Annotated in this window: 22 protein-coding genes and 1 pseudogene; 11 read left to right on the forward strand and 12 right to left on the reverse strand. The window is 49.5% G+C overall.

The features are described 5' to 3' along the window. Window positions 1–188: 188 nt before the first annotated feature. Window positions 189–476: a YuiB family protein gene (locus CGZ75_RS23015; protein WP_176444990.1), complete on the reverse strand. Its 288-nt coding sequence runs from the start codon at window positions 474–476 to the stop codon at window positions 189–191. Between the two features lie 197 nt (window positions 477–673). Between CGZ75_RS23015 and hemQ the strand changes: the two genes are divergently transcribed. Together hemQ and CGZ75_RS24895 are read left to right on the forward strand one after the other, a co-directional pair. Beyond that, on the forward strand, window positions 674–1,420 hold the full coding sequence (gene hemQ / locus CGZ75_RS23020; protein ID WP_089526708.1) for a hydrogen peroxide-dependent heme synthase: 747 nt from the start codon (window positions 674–676) through the stop codon (window positions 1,418–1,420). A 188-nt stretch (window positions 1,421–1,608) separates the two neighbouring features. Next, window positions 1,609–1,733: pseudogene (locus CGZ75_RS24895) on the forward strand (IS3-like element IS655 family transposase); the annotation flags it as partial. A 167-nt stretch (window positions 1,734–1,900) separates the two neighbouring features. Here CGZ75_RS24895 and CGZ75_RS23025 read toward each other — a convergent pair. Together CGZ75_RS23025 and CGZ75_RS23030 are read right to left on the reverse strand one after the other, a co-directional pair. Beyond that, complete coding sequence (locus tag CGZ75_RS23025) at window positions 1,901–2,188, reverse strand: hypothetical protein (protein WP_089526710.1); 288 nt, start codon at window positions 2,186–2,188, stop codon at window positions 1,901–1,903. Then, entirely contained in the window at window positions 2,188–3,381 is a 1,194-nt protein-coding gene (locus tag CGZ75_RS23030; RefSeq protein WP_089526712.1) for an NAD(P)/FAD-dependent oxidoreductase, read from the reverse strand. The genes CGZ75_RS23025 and CGZ75_RS23030 overlap by 1 nt, the downstream gene beginning before the upstream one ends. Before the next feature lie 274 nt (window positions 3,382–3,655). On the opposite strand from CGZ75_RS23030, the gene CGZ75_RS23035 reads away from it, so the two are divergent. Then, window positions 3,656–4,657: an NAD(P)/FAD-dependent oxidoreductase gene (locus CGZ75_RS23035; protein WP_089526713.1), complete on the forward strand. Its 1,002-nt coding sequence runs from the start codon at window positions 3,656–3,658 to the stop codon at window positions 4,655–4,657. Between the two features lie 388 nt (window positions 4,658–5,045). Here CGZ75_RS23035 and sda read toward each other — a convergent pair whose 3' ends face one another. Both sda and CGZ75_RS23045 read right to left on the reverse strand, forming a co-directional pair. After that, window positions 5,046–5,189 carry a sporulation histidine kinase inhibitor Sda gene (gene sda / locus CGZ75_RS23040; RefSeq protein WP_089526715.1) on the reverse strand — a complete coding sequence of 48 codons (144 nt, stop codon included), beginning with the start codon at window positions 5,187–5,189 and terminating at the stop codon, window positions 5,046–5,048. Between the two features lie 289 nt (window positions 5,190–5,478). After that, entirely contained in the window at window positions 5,479–6,453 is a 975-nt protein-coding gene (locus tag CGZ75_RS23045) for a YheC/YheD family protein (protein ID WP_342745715.1), read from the reverse strand. Between the two features lie 300 nt (window positions 6,454–6,753). Here CGZ75_RS23045 and CGZ75_RS23050 point away from each other — a divergent pair, with 300 nt between their 5' ends. The 4 genes from CGZ75_RS23050 to CGZ75_RS23065 all read left to right on the forward strand — a co-directional run bounded on the left by CGZ75_RS23050 (window position 6,754) and on the right by CGZ75_RS23065 (window position 8,568). Then, the gene (locus tag CGZ75_RS23050; RefSeq protein ID WP_089526717.1) at window positions 6,754–7,266 is read left to right on the forward strand and encodes a hypothetical protein; all 513 of its coding nucleotides are present in this window, start codon (window positions 6,754–6,756) and stop codon (window positions 7,264–7,266) included. 87 nt (window positions 7,267–7,353) lie between these two features. After that, complete coding sequence (locus CGZ75_RS23055; protein WP_089526719.1) at window positions 7,354–7,674, forward strand: hypothetical protein; 321 nt, start codon at window positions 7,354–7,356, stop codon at window positions 7,672–7,674. Window positions 7,675–7,848: 174 nt separating this feature from the next. Beyond that, window positions 7,849–8,220, forward strand: coding sequence for a DMT family transporter (locus CGZ75_RS23060; RefSeq protein WP_089526721.1), 372 nt, complete (start codon window positions 7,849–7,851; stop codon window positions 8,218–8,220). A 33-nt stretch (window positions 8,221–8,253) separates the two neighbouring features. Beyond that, window positions 8,254–8,568 carry a DMT family transporter gene (locus CGZ75_RS23065; RefSeq protein ID WP_089526723.1) on the forward strand — a complete coding sequence of 105 codons (315 nt, stop codon included), beginning with the start codon at window positions 8,254–8,256 and terminating at the stop codon, window positions 8,566–8,568. 58 nt (window positions 8,569–8,626) lie between these two features. On the opposite strand, the gene CGZ75_RS23070 is transcribed toward CGZ75_RS23065, so the two are convergent. The 6 genes from CGZ75_RS23070 to CGZ75_RS23095 are packed head-to-tail and all read right to left on the reverse strand — an operon-like array spanning window position 8,627 to window position 14,152. After that, on the reverse strand, window positions 8,627–9,508 hold the full coding sequence (locus CGZ75_RS23070; protein ID WP_089526724.1) for a cytochrome D1 domain-containing protein: 882 nt from the start codon (window positions 9,506–9,508) through the stop codon (window positions 8,627–8,629). Window positions 9,509–9,536: 28 nt separating this feature from the next. Continuing rightward, a complete protein-coding gene (locus CGZ75_RS23075) occupies window positions 9,537–10,448 on the reverse strand; it encodes a beta-propeller fold lactonase family protein (RefSeq protein WP_089526726.1) in 912 nt (303 codons plus the stop codon). 35 nt (window positions 10,449–10,483) lie between these two features. Then, window positions 10,484–11,353 (reverse strand): cytochrome D1 domain-containing protein, encoded by an 870-nt coding sequence (locus CGZ75_RS23080; RefSeq protein ID WP_089526728.1) that lies wholly within the window; start codon window positions 11,351–11,353, stop codon window positions 10,484–10,486. Window positions 11,354–11,382: 29 nt separating this feature from the next. Beyond that, window positions 11,383–12,294, reverse strand: a complete 912-nt coding sequence (locus CGZ75_RS23085) for a YVTN family beta-propeller repeat protein (RefSeq protein WP_089526731.1) — start codon at window positions 12,292–12,294, stop codon at window positions 11,383–11,385. 12 nt (window positions 12,295–12,306) lie between these two features. Then, window positions 12,307–13,206 (reverse strand): YVTN family beta-propeller repeat protein, encoded by a 900-nt coding sequence (locus CGZ75_RS23090; protein ID WP_089526732.1) that lies wholly within the window; start codon window positions 13,204–13,206, stop codon window positions 12,307–12,309. Then, window positions 13,199–14,152 (reverse strand): YVTN family beta-propeller repeat protein, encoded by a 954-nt coding sequence (locus CGZ75_RS23095; protein ID WP_089526734.1) that lies wholly within the window; start codon window positions 14,150–14,152, stop codon window positions 13,199–13,201. The genes CGZ75_RS23090 and CGZ75_RS23095 overlap by 8 nt, the downstream gene beginning before the upstream one ends. 785 nt (window positions 14,153–14,937) lie before the next feature. On the opposite strand from CGZ75_RS23095, the gene CGZ75_RS23105 reads away from it, so the two are divergent. Both CGZ75_RS23105 and CGZ75_RS23110 read left to right on the forward strand, forming a co-directional pair. Beyond that, window positions 14,938–16,332 carry a TraB/GumN family protein gene (locus CGZ75_RS23105; protein WP_089526738.1) on the forward strand — a complete coding sequence of 465 codons (1,395 nt, stop codon included), beginning with the start codon at window positions 14,938–14,940 and terminating at the stop codon, window positions 16,330–16,332. A gap of 156 nt (window positions 16,333–16,488) precedes the next feature. Further along, a complete protein-coding gene (locus CGZ75_RS23110; protein ID WP_089526740.1) occupies window positions 16,489–16,917 on the forward strand; it encodes a copper amine oxidase N-terminal domain-containing protein in 429 nt (142 codons plus the stop codon). A gap of 389 nt (window positions 16,918–17,306) precedes the next feature. Here CGZ75_RS23110 and erpA read toward each other — a convergent pair whose 3' ends face one another. Continuing rightward, window positions 17,307–17,666: an iron-sulfur cluster insertion protein ErpA gene (gene erpA / locus CGZ75_RS23115; RefSeq protein ID WP_089526742.1), complete on the reverse strand. Its 360-nt coding sequence runs from the start codon at window positions 17,664–17,666 to the stop codon at window positions 17,307–17,309. Window positions 17,667–18,257: 591 nt separating this feature from the next. Between erpA and mqnE the strand changes: the two genes are divergently transcribed. Beyond that, on the forward strand, window positions 18,258–19,361 hold the full coding sequence (mqnE, locus tag CGZ75_RS23120) for an aminofutalosine synthase MqnE (RefSeq protein ID WP_089526744.1): 1,104 nt from the start codon (window positions 18,258–18,260) through the stop codon (window positions 19,359–19,361). A 67-nt stretch (window positions 19,362–19,428) separates the two neighbouring features. Further along, complete coding sequence (locus tag CGZ75_RS23125) at window positions 19,429–20,496, forward strand: NAD(P)/FAD-dependent oxidoreductase (RefSeq protein ID WP_089526746.1); 1,068 nt, start codon at window positions 19,429–19,431, stop codon at window positions 20,494–20,496. Window positions 20,497–20,499 lie beyond the last annotated feature (3 nt).

Raw genomic sequence — 20,499 nt, forward strand, 5'->3', positions numbered from 1 at the left:
CGTCCTATCAGTGTACCATAGAGAGGCTTCATCCGACAGCATTCGCCAAGAAAAGCAAAGCGGAACTGACTTCCAATTTCCCAGCGTGAAACGGTCGCCGCGACAGCTGAAAAAAACATGCGACGCGCTCCGCAGCAGGGCTCGTCTGAGCTCTTAAGCGAAAGCACGCCGCATGTACGGACGTTGCTTTAGAACATTTTGTAACCGCCGATCCGTAAAGCACGAATCGCATAACCGCTCACATAAGCACCAACAAGAGCGGCAACGACGGGCAGCCAGTCCACAAAGGTGAACTCGGAGAAATTGGCAGTGAAGCTCAAGCCCCGATCCCAGGTGGACCATATGTAAAGCGGAACGAGCACAATAACAAACAGGTAGATGGGGAACCAGGTCGTTTTCATCAACATGTTAAGAATGAAGCCGATTCCAAACATCATCACAAAAAAGAGCACCATCGCAATCGCGATTTGAAGCATGCGGCCGATCATCCCTTCGGATAGCGTTGCTTCTAAGTTTATGCCAAGCCTTCTAGCAAGTCAATTTGTGAATAGGTCATTGGTTGAAGTACGGAAGCGGGTTGGGATACAATGGGTGTTAGTTATGCCCATATGTCCAGAGAATACGGGTCAGCTGTTAAGAGCCGTCTTTTATTATGGAAGGAGAAGTTAATACGATGAGTGACGCTGCACAAACGCTGGAGGGCTGGTACGTCCTCCATGATTTCCGTACAATCGACTGGCAAGCCTGGAAACAAGCCGGAGCTGACAATCGCGCCGCTGCTCTGGATTCCATTCAATCCATGCTCGCTTCCTGGTCTGCTGAGGAGCAAGAGCGCAAGGGAAGCACCGCTTTTTATTCCATTGTTGGTCAAAAGGCTGACTTCGTCATCATGCATCTCCGGGAAACGCTGGAGGAGCTGAATGAGCTGGAAACCAGCTTCAATAAAAGCCCGCTGGCTGATTATACAAAAGCTGCTTACTCCTATGTTAGCATCGTGGAGCTGAGCAACTATATGAGCAAACCCGGCGAAGATCCGCTGATGAATCCGGATATTATCGCGCGCCTCAAGCCAACGTTGCCTAAGGCCCGCCATATTTGCTTCTATCCGATGAACAAACGCCGTGACGGCGGCGACAACTGGTACATGCTGAGCATGGACGATCGTCGCACGATGATGCGCAGCCATGGCATGATCGGCCGCCAATACGCTGGCAAAGTGAAACAGATCATTAGCGGCTCGGTCGGCTTCGACAACTGGGAGTGGGGCGTGACTTTGTTCGCCGAGGACGCTCTACAGTTCAAAAAGCTGATCTATGAAATGCGCTTCGACGAAGTAAGCGCCCGCTATGGCGACTTCGGCGATTTCTATGTCGGTAACCTGCTGGATGCTGGCAAGCTGGAGCAACTGTTGAGCGTATAAAGAAACAAACCAAAAAAGGGAACTATCCCAAAAGTAGGACGGGAAGAGACTGAGCCAAGCTCAGCTTCTTCCCGTCTTTTTTTGAAAGTTCCTAGCGCCTCGCTTCAACACTAGCGTAACTCAGCGCGCCTATGCTCATAGCAACGGAAGTGATAGATCATATTCCCCACAAACTAGAATAGATGCCTGAAGAGAACGAACTCCTTGCGCTGCGCAAAGAAGTTCAGCGGCTCAAGATGGAAAAAGACATTTTAAAGCAAGCCGCGCTGATCATGGAACAAAAGTAAATGTGATTCGCAACAAAGCGCACAAATAGTCGGTCTCAGCAATGTGTGCCGTCCTGTAACTCGGCGGGGCCGCTTCCGGCGCGTTTCAATTAACTTCGACTACTTGCTTGGCTCGTCAGGCCGATGTTCACATAACGATGATTTTTGGGCAGCCCAGGCTCCAATAAGATAAAAAGAGAGCTCCAGCCTGCGGCTAGAGCTCATCGTCATCCTCTTCGTCATCAGCATCAGCATCGTTGCTGTTTGATGTTTCCCTTTTGCTGCTGAGGTATAACTCCGTATCCCGGTCCCGTTGCCGGCCCTTTTCCTTAAGGCGCTCGATCCCAGGAATAATGAGTAAATCTACTTCCTTCTGAATCGTGTAGGCCAGATCGTAGCGATTCTGTGATTCCAGGTAAGAACCGATCTCCATAAGCGCATTGTAACGGTCCAGCTCATCCCTCGTCAGCAAACCACGTACTTGCACGCTACAGTGCCGCATTAGAGGAACTTCCCTTTACGCAGCACGAGCGGAATACCGCCGATGATGAATAGATAGCGGAGGTCGATCAGCTTTTTGAGCCAAGCGGCTTTGCGCCCCTGGTATTTTTTGCCCATTGCAACCCCGATGCCCTCGCCTTTGCCGAGCGAAGCGACCGTACCCTTGTTGCTAAAAGCAAATGTCTTCAGCGGTTGGTTGCGAATGGCTGCGACTAGATTATGAGCACTTGCTACGCCTTGTTGCATCGCGATTTGGGCGGTTGGCGGATAAGGCCGGCCCTCTTCATTGAACATGAGCGAGTTGTCGCCGATGATATATATATTCTCGTGTCCGGGAGCCCGCAAAAATTCATCCACCTTGACTCTGCCACGCATCGTCTCAAATCCAGCTTCCTCAATGAGTCGATTGCCGCGGATGCCGCCGGTCCAGATGACGGTTTTGGAGCGAATCTCTTCACCGTCGCCGACGATGACGCCGTCAGGTGAGCATTCCTTAATTGCCGTGCCGATGCGGAAAATAACCCCTTTTTTCGTCAGCACATCCATGCCGTACTCCACCAGCTCAGGATCAAAGCCCGGCAGCGCTGAAGGAGCTGCCTCGATGTTATACAGCTTCACCAGTGAGCGGTCCACGTCGAACTCGCGGCATAACTGCGGTATGCGGTCGGCCAGCTCACCAACAAATTCGATGCCGGTAAAACCAGCGCCGCCAACGATGAACGTCAGGTAGTCGGTGCGATGCGGCTCGCGCTTATAACGTGCGAACTGATACTCGATATGCTCGCGGATCAAACGCACCGAGTTGATGCTGCGAATGCTCATCGCATGCTCGGCAAGACCCGGGATGCCGAATGTCTCCGGCTCGCCGCCCATACCGATAACTAAATAGTCATAAGAGAGCGTTCCGTCCTCCAGAATGACTTTTTTGTCCTGCGTGCGAATTTGCACAACGGTAGACTTCACAAAATCGATTTTGAACTCGTCGATCAGCTTGGAAATATTCACGCGGGCATTTTCCGGATTGTCCGTTCCAGCCGCAGGCATATGCAAATGAGTCGTAATATAATGATAATCATGTTTGTTAACCAGGGTAACGTCAGCTTCGTTGTAGTTAAGCTGCTTTTGAAGCTTGAGAGCGGTCAAAATACCGCCGTATCCAGCTCCTAATATGACGATCTTTGGTATATTGCTCATATGGTGTCCCTTCCAATCCATCTCTAATGCTTTTATTTTTAACAACGAAACTCGCTAAACGAGCCAATCCTTCTTCCCATCGCTGTTGTAGTCAGATTCCTAAAGGGCGATACTCTCAGACATGATAACAAAAGTTCGAACGGCACTTCAAGGTCAATTCCTACGAAATTAATTAGAAGAACATACAAAACAGCTCGCATCAGCCGCGCTTTCAAGTGCCGTGCAAGGAGCGTATAATTGGAAATGTAAGGCTAAAGATCTGGAGGTGCGACAGATGACGAAGGTCGATCTGAATGTGGAACCGGCAGATATTGCAATTATCGGTGGAGGACCTGCTGGAATGTTCGCAGCATTCTACGGGGGCATGCGTCAAGCCTCGGTGAAGCTGATTGAAAGTATGCCCCAGTTGGGCGGACAGCTTGCAGCGTTGTACCCCGAGAAATACATCTATGACGTAGCCGGATTTCCGAAAGTAACCGCTCAGGAGCTGGTCGACTCCCTGCGGCGACAGATGGAGCATTTCACCCAAGAAATTTGCCTGGATGAAAAGGTAACCGGGCTTATCAAGCATGATGAACGCCATTTTGAAATCCAAACCGACAAGGGCTCGCATCTCGCCCGAGCGGTCATCATTACTGCAGGTGTCGGCGCGTTCGAGCCTCGCCGCCTGGAGCTGCCGGAAGCTGCGCTGTATGAGAAGCGCAACCTGTATTATTTTGTGAGCGACCTGCTGCAGTTCAAAGGCCAAAAGGTGCTAATCAGCGGCGGTGGAGACTCCGCCGTAGACTGGGCACTCATGCTGGAGCCGATCGCCGAGAGTGTAACGCTTATCCATCGCCGGGATAAATTCCGTGCTCATGAGCATAGCGTTGAGAAGCTGAATGCCTCATCCGTAAAAGTTCTCGTGCCGATGGAGATCGTTCGCATGGAGGGCGAGGTGTACATCGAACAAGTGACGCTTGCCCATGTCAAAACCGGCGAGCAGCAAAAGCTTGATGTTGATGCCGTCATCGTAAACTTTGGTTTTGTCTCCTCGCTCGGCCCAATCGCCGAATGGGGACTCGACATAGAAGGCGGCAGCATCGTCGTCGACACTCGCATGGAAACTTCGATCCCCGGCATTTTCGCGGCGGGTGACATTACAACCTATCCTGGCAAGCTGAAGCTAATCGCCGTCGGTTTTGGCGAAGCGCCAACCGCGATCAACAATGCCAAGGTATATATCGACCCGACAGCCAAGCTGTCTCCCGGTCATAGCAGCAACCTCAAGCTATAATTAGATTAATCCCAAAACAGCAAGGGTATCCTACTCCTCATCTGATAACAGAGAGGAAGGATACCCTTCTTATGTTGTGTCCCGTATGCAATGGCATTCGACCTCTTGAGCTGGCCTGTTGCTACTGCCTGGAGCCGTTTGTCGATTGCGGCCCCGAGCAGGATTTAGCAGATCCGTATTCACCATACGGACCGGCGGCGTCCGTATTCACGGACACTCCTGAAGGAGAGCGGCAAGTGGAACCAGTTTGCATTCATAGGCTGTATTGTACCGTCTGTTCGCGCAGCAGCAAAGCCAGTATTCCATTAGAGCGTTAAACCTCCGCTCCCGGTTCATTCCGGCTGGCCGGACTGTCTGTTCGGCCTACTTCTCAGGCGTCACTTCGGGTTCAGGCTCCTAGTCGAATCATCTCCGGGTTCAGTTGTCTGCGCTTGATCTCGCCTGCAAGCAGCTTAATGAATTCTTTGTCCAGATTGAACTGGACGGCACTGAAGTAAGTCTCGATCAGCAGTTCGTCAGACAACAGCTCCATCTTACCAGCCTCCTCTCCGATCAGGGTGAGTGTGCTTCCCAATCTTAGCATGGCAGCTTTTCGAGGAACAAGCGTTCTGTTATCCACATGAACTAGTGGACAAGATGTGTACAAATTGTGGGTACAGGTGAAATTCAGAGGAAATACCTGGGGGATGATGTGGATATAGTTATACACAAGCAAATTTGAAAAACTAGCGATAAATAAGTTTTATGGATATTTCTTCCTTGATTAGCTTTCTTTCAATAGTATTTCGTTTCAAGCTATTCGTTTCCGGGTAATCTTTTTCTTATTTCGGCCTTGTATTAACCTCAAAAATCCATATCTTCCCGCTCTTGTCCAGACCATAATCAAAGCCAAGCTGCCCGATGCCGGGAAAGTGGGTTTCCAACAAGGAAACGGACAGATTGGTCAAGTTGCGCATTTCCTGCTTTTTAGCGGCGACCGAGACATTGGGCAGTGAGCGGCCGATTCCTTGAGCTGAAGTCACCTGCCTGCCGCCACGGCATAGATTGGTGACGAATAGTCCTGCGCGGGCCACGCGGCCGACCATCGCGCGGAATTCCCATTTGTCGCCGTTTTTTACAATCTTCACGCGGTAATCTATAGGACGCCCCGCTATCGTTGCAAGATGAATGCCCTTCTGGATCATATAGGGACGGCCCTTCTGCAGCGGCTTGACCGCATGATGCAAGGCCCCGATCGAAGAAACTCTGCGTGTACTTGAGCTGACGGTATAGCTGTACCCGCTGTCAACTCGGCTGATTTTAATGAGCCCAATGCCTCCCGTTCCGCGCACAGGCTTGATGACGACCATACTATGCTGATCAAGCATCGTTTTGAGATTTGCCTCCGAGTACAGACGGGTTGGTGGAATATGCGGAGCAATCGACGGATGAGACAGCAGTACCGCGGTTTTGGCCCATTTACTGGACAGCATGCGCCCAGTTCCAGCCGCTCCTTTGGGAAATGGATTCATCAGCGCCCTTTGCACATGAACCATCTCCTCGTCGAACTCCGGGATAGGGGGAACCGCTTCTGGCTGCGGGGGCGGGAACCCATTAGGTGTCACCGCTACAGGCGCTAGAGCTTCAGGTGTTGCAACTGCTTCAGGCACAGCAAATGCTGTTGCCGGATCATAGATCGGTGCAGGCTCAACTGCTATTGGAACTGGGACTGGAGCAACTGGTGCTTCATATGCAGGCACCATCTCCATTGTAGTTGCAGGTACAACAGCCGTTGTATCTATCCGATTATCTTCCATGTTTCTCCTAATCTCCTTTCCTCTACTATTCTATTCTATGCCTCCAGGCACTCGTGCTCTTGGATGACTGTCCAAGGCGCAAACGCCTGAATTGTCGTCTTCGGACCGCTAGACTGCTGCTAGCTTAAGGCTTAAGCCCTGTTCTGCGCCATGTTCAAGCCCGGCTATACATCATGCTGAAGCCTCATCGTTCAGACCAGAGGTCTGATTCCTCTCCGTCTCGGGGAGGAGGACAATTGGGCTTAGCACTGGTAGAGTAAAGGAAAATCGGATCGGAACGTGAAAGGTGGATTATATATTATGAACCGTCAAGCGAAAGCCGTTGTTGGAACGGCGCTAGTGTTGCTCGGAGCTTATCTGATGCTCCAGCAAGGAACAAAGATCGGCCCCGGCGATATCTTTGGTCATTTCTGGCCAAGTCTGTTCGTCATTCCGCTCGGGATTTTCTTTCACTGGATGTACTTCTCCATGCTGCAGCGCAGGGCTCCCGGCCTGCTCATACCCGGCGGCATTTTACTCGTAAACGGCCTCCTCTTCCAGATCGCTATGCTGCTGGATAACTGGGAATATATTTGGCCTGGCTTCATCTTCGCCGTTGCCTTCGGCCTGTGGGAGTTTTATTGGTTCGGCACTCGCAACCGCTGGTTGCTTATCCCGATCAACATTTTGCTCGTGCTCAGCTTGCTGTTCGGCGCCGTTTTCTCCATCAGCGCTTTATCGAACGGGCTGGACTCACTCTTTCCTTATGCCGCTCTCGCCCTTATTGTTGGCGGCTCCTTCTTGCTGCTGTCGCGCAACCGTTCGGAGCATTAAGCGAATGCATATGGAACTTCTTCCGGAATGTGTCGTATCCTTTACTAAGGGTAATTTGTTAGAACCAACCTCAGGAGGTTATGTCCCATGTCATTGGCCAAAGCATTACGTATTATTAGCGGCATTTGCGAAGGACTTCTCGCAATTCCGTTTCTAGGCGGCCTTTTCGTCATCTCGAGCGGTTACTCTGCTCTAGGCTTCATGTTTATTTTCCACCTTATCGTCCTGTTTATCTCCCGCTCACAGCGCGAGCCGATCTACGGCAGTGCCGCAGGTATCGCAGCCTCCTTACTTGGCTGGATTCCGTTCCTCGGCTTTATTTTGCACGCTGCTTCAGCGGCCCTTCTGCTGTTCTCGGCCTTTCAAGGCCCAAGAGTGAATCGCAGCGGTCCTCCACCAAGATATTAAACTCGGAAGAAGCCTCCAATCCACCCGGATTGGGGGCTTTTTTACATGCGACAGTTTGACTTAAACGGAGGAACGGAGTACACTATATAGAAATGACTGACGTTCATTCATGAATAATGAAGGGGCTTTATTGGCACAATTTCTATTATTTCCTCAACAAAAGGAGCATCCGTTATGCAAAATCAAGCGACTATAAACAATAAGCCTAGGGGCCTTAGCAAAGGCTGGCTTTTCGTCATTCTTACATGCACGGCTGAATTAGTATGGGTATACGGTTTCCTCACGGCCTCGCTGCCATGGCATTTCGTGCTGATTGCCGCCTTAATCGTTCTCGACTTCTACTTTTTGTTCAAGGCCTGTGAGCTGATCCCGACCGGAACCGTGTACGCACTGTTCGCGGCATCCGGAACAGCCGGCACTGCGCTCATGGACTTGTTTTTGTTCAATGGCTCCTTCAGCTTCGCCAAAACCTTTTTCATGTCGCTGCTGCTCATCGGTGTGATCATGCTAAAGCTTGCTGACGGAAAAAGTTCTAGGAAATCTTAATGGAATTTCATCACAACATGGAGGTAACTTAACATGGGTTGGATTTATGTCATTGCGGCGGCATGCTTCGAGATTGTCGGCGTCGTTGGATTGAGCCGCTTCAGCAAGCGCAAAACTTGGCTGAACGGGTTTTTGTTCGTAAGCGGATTCGCCGCTTCTTTTATCTTGCTATATGCTTCTCTTCAATATCTGCAGCTTAGCATCGCCTACACCGTATGGGTTGGCCTCGGCACCTCGCTAGCTGTTGTCATCAATATGCTCTTCTTCGGGGAGTCCAAAAGCGTTATGCGCATCGCCAGCCTAGTCCTAATTGTAGTAGGTGTGACTGGACTAAAGGCAGTGTCCTAATCGTGCTCATTAAAGCCAAAAAGCCCTGAACGAGACGCCTCGTTCAGGGCTTTTCACATTAACTAGAAACTATTCCCCTAGGACCAGCCCCGACAGGAATCGTTTTGATTACGCTTAATGACTGCGCGTCGATAACGGAAACGGTGTTGCTGTCATAATTAGTCACGTACACCGTTTGCTTGTTAGGGGTGACCGTTACTCCATATGGAATTGTGCCTACAGGTATCGTTTTTATTACGCGTTTACTAACCAAATCAATGACCGAAACGGATCGGCTTCTCGAATTCGCTACATATGCACGCAGCCCACTGCTTGAAATAGCAAGCCCCAGAGGAGCGAGGCCTACCGGTATTTGTGCAATAGGTTTATTGGTACTGGCCGAATAAATCGTGATTTGGTTTGTATCAAAATTAGTTACAATAAAGCTTTTTCCGCTTGGAGTAAAAACAAGCCCCCAGATTGGACCGGACGGTAGCGTTTGGACCACCTTATTTTGCGGGATATTAATGATAAAAATGTCTTGTGCCAATGTCGTCACATATAGCTGCTGTCCACTTGGAGCTGCTGTAATCGTTACTGGACCGTTCGCAACTTGAAACCGCTCGATAACATGGAATGAACGCGCATTAATAACCGCTACCTCACCCGAGTACTGACCCGGAACATAAACCTTGTTTGACACTGCGGCGATCCCGAATGGCTCCGGAAGTACATTTTGAATAGTCTGAATGACTGTATTCGTTTTTCTAGAGATAACTGATACTGATCTAGACCCTACATTTGACGTATATAATCGGGATTTATCTGGAGAAAAATTAATGGCGTTGGGGTTCTTGTTTACGGGAATCGTTTTGACCACTTTATTCGTGACCGTATCGATAACGGAGACGCTGCTGCCATTTTGATTGCTCACATAGGCCAAAGATCTCTTGCGATCCATAGTTCATTTCCTCCCACATTAGAATGGATTAAGAGGTAATCGCGATTCCACGAGGGTTATTCCCCGTCGGGATGGTTTCAATAACGCTATTCGTAGTTGTGTCGATGATAGAAATGGTATTGTCGCCAAAATTGGTGACATAAGCTCTGCGATTAAGTGGAGTTAGGGCAATTCCAAACGGCACGAATCCGACCGGAATCGTTTTAATTACTCCATTCGTAGAGGTATCGATGACCGATACCGAGCTGCCGCGAGAGTTGGTCACATAAACGCGTTGTCCATTTTTTGAGACTATAACTCCAAGCGGAGCCGCACCGACAGGTATTCGTTTAATCAAGGCATTGTTGCCGGCATTATAAACAGATACCAGATTCGTCCCGTAGTTATTCACGTAGTACCTTGTTCCATTTGGTAAAAAGCGAACGCTCCAGCTGCCCGTTGCCGGGATTGTCTCAATAACTTTATTCGTATTCGCGTCAATAATCGAAATGCCCGTCCCAAGAGAAGTGACATACACCTTGCTCTCGTCCGGGGAAACGGCAATTCCGACAAGCCCATTGCCAATCGGTATTTCTTGCAAGACATTATTCGTAACCGAGTCCAGCACAAATACAGAACCTGTATACAATGTAGGAACATAAATCCGCCCTCTATTTGGAGCAAAAGCAGTAGCAAAAGGCTCTGAACCTACTCCGCGAACCGTTTGAATCAATGTATTCGTACTTGTTGAAATGACCGAAAGAGTATTGCTGCCCCGATTCGTCGTATACACCCGTGCTCCGTCGGGAGAAATAACTGCTGAATTAGGAAGCTGGCCTACCCGGATTGTTTTTATCGTTCGATTGCTAGGAATTGCAAGGACCGATAGAGAGTCGTCATTTTGGTTGCTCACATAAGCAAACAGCGATTGTGTTGCTTGTGTACCGGTTGCTGTCCCCATTTTTCCACTCCTAAATTTAAATTAAAAAACCAAGTTCATATAATTGAGATCCCTCTTGGACCAGCCCCGACAGAAATCGTTGTAATGACTCTTAGCGACTTGGAGTCGATTACAGAAACCGTTGTGCCTCCATAATTCGTTACATAGATTTTTCGATTGTCGGGAGATAGGGCTACTTCGTAGGGTACTCTGCCCACAGGGATCGTTTTGATGACACGCTTGGCAGCAATCTCAATGACCGAAACAGAGCCGCTTCGAGAGTTGGTTACGTAGGCACGTTCCCCGTTACTTGATATTGCCACCCCGATGGGAGCAATACCGACCGGTATTTTACCGATCAGCCGATTGGTACAGGTTGAATAAATAGCAGCGAAGTTTGATAAATAATGATTGGCAATAAATCTTTTTCCGTCTGGCGTAAAAGCCAGCCCCCAAATTGCTTCCTTCGGAATCGATTGGATGAGTTGATTCGTTGTGACATCAATGATCCAGATATTGTGCACTAAAGAGGTCACGTATAACTTCTGATTATTTGGGTGCAAAACGGCGGATAAAATTCGAGTCACGACCGGAATTCGCTTGATTAGCGTTCCACTCCCGGCATCCAGTACGGTAACGTTTCCCGTGAACTGATCGGGAACAAACAGCTTTCCATCGGCATGGACGGCGCCAAACGGCTCTGGGGTTACATTGCGAATGATTTCGATGACTTGGTTCGTTCTCGTCGAGATGACCGAAATCGATCTTTCTCCTCCATTAGCCGTCAATACCTCCGTTCTGTCGAATGAGGTATCCACTTGGACTGGATTTCTGCCTACAGGAATCGTCTTAACAATTTCATCCCCATCCGTATTAATGACGGTGAGCGTACTACTATTCTGGTTACCTACATACGCCAAGCCCATCGCGATTTACTTCTCCTTTGTGATCCTATTCATGGTGTAATTGTGATTCCACGCGGATTAGGTCCTGCCGGAATCGTTTGAATCACCTGATTGGTCCTTATATCAATAACCGAAACGGTGTCGCTGCCAAAATTGGTGACATACACCCTTTGATCTGTGTAATCGATGGAAAGTAAAAAAGGAGTATCACCAACAGCTATCGTTTGAATGACCTCATTCGCTTCCATGTTTATGACGGAAACCGTATTGCTGACGGAGTTCGTAACATAAGCGAGCTTGCCATCCTTCGAGATGGCTGTTGCTAGAGGAGCAATCCCAACGGGTATTCTTGCGAGCCGATTATTAGTGCGAGTCCCATAAACAGATAGTTGATTGCTCGCTTCATTAATGACGTAATACCGCCCTCCACTTGGCGAAAAAGTAAGGCTCCAGCTATCCGGTTCCGCTATAACTTTAATGACCTTATTGGTTGCTGCGTCAATAATTGAGATACCTTTTTCCAGGGAAGTAATATAGATTTTGCTTTCATCCGGTGTCACCGCTCCACCTGCAACACCGTTCCCGATCGGTATTTCCTTGATCAATCTGTAGGTGAGGGCATTCAATACCAATATCGTCCCCGTAAAAAGAGAAGGCACATACAAACGATTCCTGCTCGCAGAAAGGGCAATGCCAAACGGCTCTACACTTACGCCAGTTATCGTGTGGATCACTTCATTCGTCTCTGTGGACACGATGGATATGGAATTATCTCCCCCATTAGGCACATACACGCGAGTTCCATCCGGGGAAATTGTAATGGCATTGGGAAGCTGACCCACCTGAATTGTTTTTATAATTCGATTGGTTGCAAGATCTATGACAGAAAGAGAAGCACCATCATGATTGCTCACGTAAACAAACCGAGGCTGTGTTGCTTGTTGTCGGATTGCTGTTTCCATTTGTCGCTCCTCTCACACAATTGCTACCCCTCTGGGGCCGAGTCCTACCGGTATTGTTAGGAGCACTTTAAGCGTTCCGGCATCAATGACGGAAACGGTATTGCTCCCATTATTGGTCACATAGATGCTCCGATCATCCGGGGTAATGGCAAGATTGTAAGGCACGTCGCCAACCTGAATCGTTTTGATGACGCGTTGTGATTTCAGATCGATTACCGATACGGACCGGCTCCGTGAGTTGGTAACATAAGCCCGCCTCCCATCACGAGAGACATTGATGTCGATAGGAGCGACTCCTACCGGAATTGAATTTATGATCTTGTTCGTGCGCACGCAGTAAATCAACGTCTCATTCGTTCCAAAGCTGTTCACGACAAATTTTTTGCCATCCGGAGTGAAGTCTAGCCCCCAGGTCGCTCCTGTAGGAATCGAATTCACGACCCTTTTCAGACGAGTATCAATGATCCATATATTGCGTGCTTGAGTCGTCACATATAACTTTTTGCCATCCGGCAATGAAGCGATTGCCAAGGGCAGATTGGCAACTGGAAAACGCGCGATTGATTCGTTCGTCAGCGCATTAAACACCGTCACTCCACCCGTATACAGGTCCGACACATAAAATCTGTTTCCAACCGATACCGCCGCAAAAGGCTCCGGGCTTACATTTCGAAGCGTTCTGGTCACTTGATTCGTTCGCGTGGAGAGAATGGAGATCGACCGATCACCGCTATTGATCGCGTAAATCTGCCTCCCATCGGGGGATGCGTTAACCTGACCGGGATTTTTGCCCACTGGAATCGTCTTGATGACCCGATTGGAAGCCGAATTAATGACCGATACGGTGCTGTTATTTTGATTGCCCACATAAACCAGGACGCTTCTTTTGAGCAATCTTTTCGGTTCAGCCATTGACTCCCTCCTCCAGGCGCGGCGGTGTGATCGCGATTCCGCGCGGGTTGACTCCGGTCCTAATCGTATCGATGACCCGGTTCGCAGCCGTATCAATAACCGAGACTGTGTTGCTGCCAAAATTGGTCACGTATACCCTCCGATTGCCCGGCGTAATCGCGATCCCAAACGGAACGGAGCCGACGGCAATCGTATTCAGCACTCGAAAGCTTGCGGCGTCCAAAACCGAGACGGATTTGCTGCGCGAGTTGGCTACATAAACGCGCCGCCCGTCACCTGACGCAACAATTCCAAGAGGAGCCAGGCCGACCGCTGTTTTTTGGAGCAGCTTATTCGAGCTTGCATCGTAAACGGATACCGAATTTGATCCTGCATTATTGACATAATATCTGGCGCCGTCCGGTGAAAAGTCAATTCCCCAGCTGTCCAGATTAGGAATTGTCGCCATAACCTGATTGGTTTTGGGATTAATAATCGTGATGCCCGCTCCTACGGAGGTGACATAAACCTTGCTCTGGTCCGGGGAAACACCGACTCCGACTAGGCCGTTCCCAACCGGAATCTCGTCCAGCACTTTATTCGTATCGAGATCCAGCACAAACAAGGAGCCGCTGTAAAAAGAAGGAACATAGTAGCGGTTTCGACTTATGGAGAAGTCAGCTGCAAAAGGCTCCGTACCGACTCCTTTAACAGTCTCAATAACCCGGTTCGTTTGAGCCGAAATAACCGTTATGCTATTGCCCGCCCCGTTGGTCGTATAAATTCTCTTCCCGTCGGGAGAGATGGCAGCCGAGTTGGGCAGCTGGCCTACGCGGATCGTCCCAATGATTCGGTTCGTCCCAATGTCCAGCACAGAAAGCGAATCATTATCTTGATTGGTGATATACGCAAACAGCCGTCGTTGCGCCAGCTCAGTCTGCTTATCCTGATTATCCTGCTTAAACAATGATCAATCCCCTCGCTCCTGCTCCGATCCTTCCTCTTATTGAGCCCAGACCGGCTCGAAGGTTCGTCATATTTTATGACGCTAATCTGTTTGTGGTGACATTTGCCCAGTCGAATGTAATTACCGGCTCCACGGGCTCACATTAATGAAAAAAAAAGACAAAACCCTGGACGAGAATAGCTCGTTCATGGCTTTGTCAAGCAAAGCGAGACTCGCGTTTGGTGTAGGGCACACAGAAGGTTTCCGAGAGTTTTCGAACGACGGGAGGAGCCCGGAAATTCGCTCGAAGCGCAGTGTTTGTTTCGACGATCATGAAGCAGTAGCTGGAGCTGCTCCCTTCGCTTGTCTGGGCCTTGTCGGGGCAACTGCGGCTTAGACAGGCCTAAGTCGTACCACCAAATCAGTCTCGTATGGATGCCGTCATGCACAATTTGTATGATTTTCCACTCAAAGTGCCTTCGGGCCGTGCTGATATTGAGGACATTGTACGATAAATCATTCAAAATGGCTGGGTGTAGTCGACGAAAGCCGGGCTTTGTATGTTTTATCACACAAAGTGTTGAAAAGCGGCGGTTATAAACCGAATTTTATACGATAAATCGTATAAAAAAAGTTGCGTTGCCCACGAAAGCCGAGTTCAAACCCTATTCCATTGGATAAACCAATTTATTTAATCACTTTATCATTAAATGGGATTATAAATACATTATTGGTTATTGACCAACCACCATAGAACATCTAATATTACTGATGTTCCATATTATTCTATCTAGAGGGGTCGTCCTATGGTATTCATGTTAAAAAAGAAGAACCTGCGCCTCACCGCAGGCGCATTGCTTGCAAGCTCGCTTTTGCTCGCCAACTTACCCGTTACCTATGCGAACGAGGCGACGCCGCCCCTCCCGGACATTAGCGCCTGGTCGATCCCCGCACTTCACGAAGGCGAAAAGTACGGCATCTATCCGCTTCAATGGTATTATGACGGCACCTTCCGCAAGCCGCTGCCCGCAGATAAGTTCGCTTCGCTGATTGAGGCAACCGGCCAAAAGCTCGCCGGGCTCGGCTTTGCGAAAACTGGAACACTTGACGACGATGTCAGCTCCTCCAAAATCACGAGAGGCCAAGTCGTTGAAGCGCTCTATAACGCTCTGACACAGTACGAGCTGCCTGCCGAGCTTAAATCTTCCTCCGCAAATGCAGCGTTATATTTTCAACAAATCGGGGTGCTAAAAGGCAGCGATAAAGGCCTTGGCCTGGAGCAGCCGGCAACCGTTGAGCAGGCGGCCGTTCTGGCAAGCCGTCTTGTAGAGTACGCCTTCGCGGCCGCCGATAAAGGCGCCAAAGGTTTGATGTGGAAAGTGACAAGCGGCGGCAATACGCTGTACCTGCTTGGATCGATTCATCTTGGCTCGCCGGTCATGTACCCGATGCACCCGAGCGTCAAGAAAGCATTCAACAGCTCCGATTCCTTGTGGGTTGAAGCCAATCTGCAGTCCGATCCTGCAGCTATGCAATATTTTATTCAAAAAATGACCTTTAACGATAGCAGTACGATCAAGGATCACATTGCTCCAGGAACCTATAAGAAGCTGGTTGACGTTTACAAACAGATGAGTCTGCCTGAAGGCGCTTACGACAGCTACAGGCCATGGGCGGTAACGAATAATCTGTCGCTGGCTTCCATGGTGGAGTCTCCAGAACAGGCCGTTCAAGCTTCGGCGTCCGGTGTCGATCTGTATTTTACGACCAACGCCTTGCTCAAGGGGCTTCCGATCAAAGAGCTGGAAGGCATCAGATTCCAGGCGGATCTGCTTAGCCAGGCTCCGCCTGCCGACCAGGAGAAAGAGCTGAGCGGCCTGCTCGACGTGCTGCTATCCCCTGAAGCAATCAAGAAAAATGCGGAGCAGTTCAAGCTGATGCAGCAGCAATGGGCTGATGGGAACTTGACTAATTTTTCGGATATTTTCAACGGGACATCAGGCTCCAACTCTAGTGAGCAGTCCAGCCGTATATTTGGCGAACGCGACAAAAAAATGGCTGCCAAGCTGGACGAGCTGTTGAAGCAACCGGGCCAATCCACATCATTTGTCGTTGTCGGTGCGGGACACTTCGCCCAAAAGGGCATGGTCATCGACTTGCTCAAGGAGAAAGGCTACAACGTAGAGTTTTTAGGCGAATAGTCTTATCAAACACAAAAACCGCGAATCCGGCAGCCGGATTCGCGGTTTTTTTGGCGAGCACTTCGTTGTCATACCTGCATAAATTCTTCTAAATTAACCACAACATTTTCCAACTGTTTACGTCTTATATATAAATTCAATCAAAAGGAGATAAAATTGAAAAAGATTATAGCAACTCTCATACTTACTCTTTTATTGGTTCCCATTACCGTTGTTTATGGTGCACAGAAGCGTGTTGAGGGCATCATCGTGGTGAATGGAGTTACTCTAAAGGAGAAAGCTACCGTCATCAACGGAAATGCCATGATACCCTTCCGAGAATTGTTTGAAGTTCTTGGTATGACGGTAGAGTGGAATCAAAAAACAAAAACGGTTACCGCAAAAAACTCGGATATTGAAATCTATATGACAAATGCTGATTTATCGGCAACCATAAATGATCAGTCGGTTCCGCTTACCCAAGCACCATTTCTCGAAGAAACAAATAACAAATTTTATATCAATACGCGCGTTGTTTCTGAAGCTGCAGGAGCTGTTGTGAATTGGGATAATAAAAATAAAATAGCGACAATTACTAAAAATTAATTGGCACCAAACAAAAAGAGGGGTCCCAAAAGTCCCCCCTTAAATCTAAGGGAACTCAGAGAGCTTATTTCCCATCAAACAAGGGTTCGAGGCAGCTAACAAAACTGAGAAGCGTTATTTGGGTCAGAAATGACGATAGCCCCAAGATAATGCCGAAATAACTTCTCTCAGTTCCGTTACGCCTCGAAATCCTTCGGTTTTACCGGAATAGGGCTTCTCAGTTTCGTTACGCTATTAAAACCGTTAAGGCAGATATAAACGAAGACAGGAGGAGACTGAGCTTGGCTCAGTCTCCTCCTGTCTTGCTGACGCGCAGTATTCATTTGTGTTGTAGGAGCTTTTGAGACAGCCCCTTTTCTTATTATTCTCTAATTATTAACTACTGCTACTCAGCACTCATCCGGCTTAGGCTTACCCGCATCGCTCGCCGTGCGGAAGCTCGATCCGCAGCCGCAAGTTACCGTTGCGTTCGGATTGTTAATGGTAAACCCGCCGCCCATGGCGCCTTCTTTCCAGTCAATCTCCAGGCCGCGGAGGTACTTGGAGCTCTCACTGTCGACGACAACCTTGACGCCGTTCACAGCCAGCTCCTGGTCGTCTTCCTTCTGCTCGTCGTCGAAGCCCATTCCGTAGGAGAAACCGCTGCAGCCGCCCTCTTTGACGCCTACGCGCAGGAATAAGCCCTGGCCTTCCTCCGCCGACAGCATTTCTCTTATTTTATCCGAGGCCGTTTCACTGATCTCGATCATGAATTTCATCCTCCTGTTCAAAAGCGATAATCAACTACTTGCTTACATAATTCAAGTATACTCCTCTTCCTCCGCAGGCTCAAGGGATGAACGCGCAACATACCGGCAAGCGACAAATCGATGGCTTGCTCCCGGCAGCTTATTTTTGAGTTAGTTAATGCACGGTTAGCGCTGGCCGCATTCTTTCCGTCAAAGCAGCCACATCAGCCCCACAATCCGCTCCAGGCAAACAATCCACCTTCCAAGCACCGCTTTATCCCTTTCCCGCGTCCTCTTAGAGAGGACATCAAGGTACAATTGGCATCGCTGCATTCGCTTCCCAAATGCGGTTTTACTGTTGAAGCTTTAGAGCCTTAGGTTTATAATGAATACGATTTGTTTGCAATAGACGCGCGGGAAAGTTCTTTTTTTCACAAAGGTAGATAAGGATAAGCCGTCTATCCGTCCATTTTTCTATTTGAACCACGGTTCATAGTCCAATTATTCTATCGCTGCACAGTTCCACTGCTCTGCCGAACACCATTCTATCATACTGCCCGCCTCGGCCAGCCGGACGGGCGCAGGATACCCGGACAAGGAGGTCCTTTTTAAATGAACATCATTACCCCGACGGAAGCTTCCGTCATGCAAGGCATCCGCGAGAAAGTCAGCGCGGGCGAGCGGCTCAGCCTCGAAGACGGTGTATTCCTGTACCGGTCCGACGATCTGCTCAGCATCGGGCAAATGGCTAATGAGGTCAATCTGCGCAAGAACGGCAAAAAGGTTTATTTTATCGATACGATGACACTCTATTTCACCAATGTGTGCGAAGCTCACTGTGCGTTCTGCAGCTTCCGCAAGGACCAGGGAGACGAGGGCGCTTATACGCTGTCGCCGCAAGAGATGATCGACTATGTCGATAAGCATATTACGCCAACGGTGCGTGAGTTCCATATCGTCGGAGGGCATAACCAGCATGTTCCCTTCCAATACTATGTGGATTCGATCGCCGCGCTCAAAAAGCAGTATCCGCATGTGACGCTCAAGACGTATACGGCGGCTGAGATCGATTTCTTCTCTCGCATTAGCGGACTGAGCTATCGTGAGGTGCTTCAAGAGCTGCAGAAGGCAGGTCTGGAGTCGCTTACAGGCGGCGGTGCAGAAATTCTATCCGATCAATACCGCAAAAAAATGCGCGTTGAAAAAGCCGACGTGAATCAATACCTGGATGTGCATCGCACAGCGCATGAGCTCGGCATCAAAACGCATACAACGATGCTCTACGGCGCCGTTGAAACTCATGAGCAGCGTATTCAACATATGCTGTCGATCCGCGAGCTTCAAGACGAGACGAACGGATTCCTCGTGTTCATCCCGTTGTCCATGCAGCCGCATAGCCCGAAGGCGGGCATCCGCCGTCGCAACTCGGCCTATGAAGATCTCAAAACCATTGCGATCAGCCGCCTGATGCTGGACAACTTTAATCATATCAAGGCTTACTTCATTAATATCGGCCCTCAGCTGACTCAGGTTTCCCTGACGATGGGCGCTTCTGACGTGCACGGCACACTCGTTCGCGAGCGGATCAGCCATGCTGCAGGCGCATTGACTCCGGAAGGATTGTCACGAGAAGACCTGATCTGGTTAATAAAAGGTGCAGGCCGCATTCCGGTTGAGCGCGATACATTCTACAATGAGATCAAGGTCTTTGAGTAAAGAGCGTCTGCTGCGAGCATATTAGGTTCATCCATCAGCTGAAATGTGAAGCAAGGGTTGGGATACAATGAAACGTTTTGTCATTCTGGGCGGCGGATACGGCGGTATGGCTCTTGCCCAGGAGCTTCTGGACGGAGAAATTCCATCGGACACGATTATTGTCCTTATTGACCGCATGCCTTTTCAAGGGCTCAAAACAGAATATTACGCACTAGCTGCGGGAACGTCCCCAGAGATTGATCTTCGGGTACCTTTCCCGAGCGATTCGCGGCTGCTGATCACCTACGGCGAAGTATCTGGCATCGATCTGGACAACAAGCGCATTTTGCTCGAAGGTCAAGACCCGGTGTCCTACGACTGGCTGACGATCGGACTTGGCTGCACCGATAATTATCATGGCATCCCTGGTGCTGAAAAATACTCCAGCAGCATCCAGACCTTCTCTTCCACACGTCAAACGTATCAGATGCTTGGGGACGTAAAACCTTACGGCCAAGTATCGATTATCGGCGGAGGATTGAGCGGCGTGGAAATCGCAGCCGAGCTGCGCGAAGCACGCAAGGATCTGAACATCCGCATCATCGATCGCGGACCGAGCATTCTGTCGGCTTTCCCGCCGAAGCTCAAGACGTATGTAGCAGCTTGGTTCCTGGAGCATCATGTGGAAATGCGCGGACATGTTTCGCTGAAGCTGCTGGAAGGCAGCATCCTGCATGACAGCAATTCGCCGGAGCCCATTTACACCGACGCTACGGTGTGGACGGCCGGCATCCAGCCGGTTGAGGTTGTGCGTGAATTGAATGTTGCCAAGGACAATCAGGGCCGGCTGGTACTGAACAAGCTGCATCAATTGCCCGATCATCCAGAGGTGTTCGTCATTGGTGACTGTGCTTCCGTACCCTTCTCGCCGAGCGGTCAGCTGGCCGGAGCGATGGGTAAACAAGTCGCTGACATTATGGGAGCAGTTTGGAAAGGCCGCACACCAAAGCTCGGCAAAATTAAGCTCAAGGGAACTCTCGGATCTCTCGGCAAAAAAGCCGGTTTTGGCCTCATGGGCAAAACGGCCATAATGGGCCGTGTGCCGCGAGTACTCAAAACCGGCGTGCTCTGGCGTTCCAAAAATCACTCAGGCTAAATC

It is taken from the genome of Paenibacillus herberti (genome assembly GCF_002233675.1).
Classification (GTDB): domain Bacteria; phylum Bacillota; class Bacilli; order Paenibacillales; family Paenibacillaceae; genus Paenibacillus_O; species Paenibacillus_O herberti.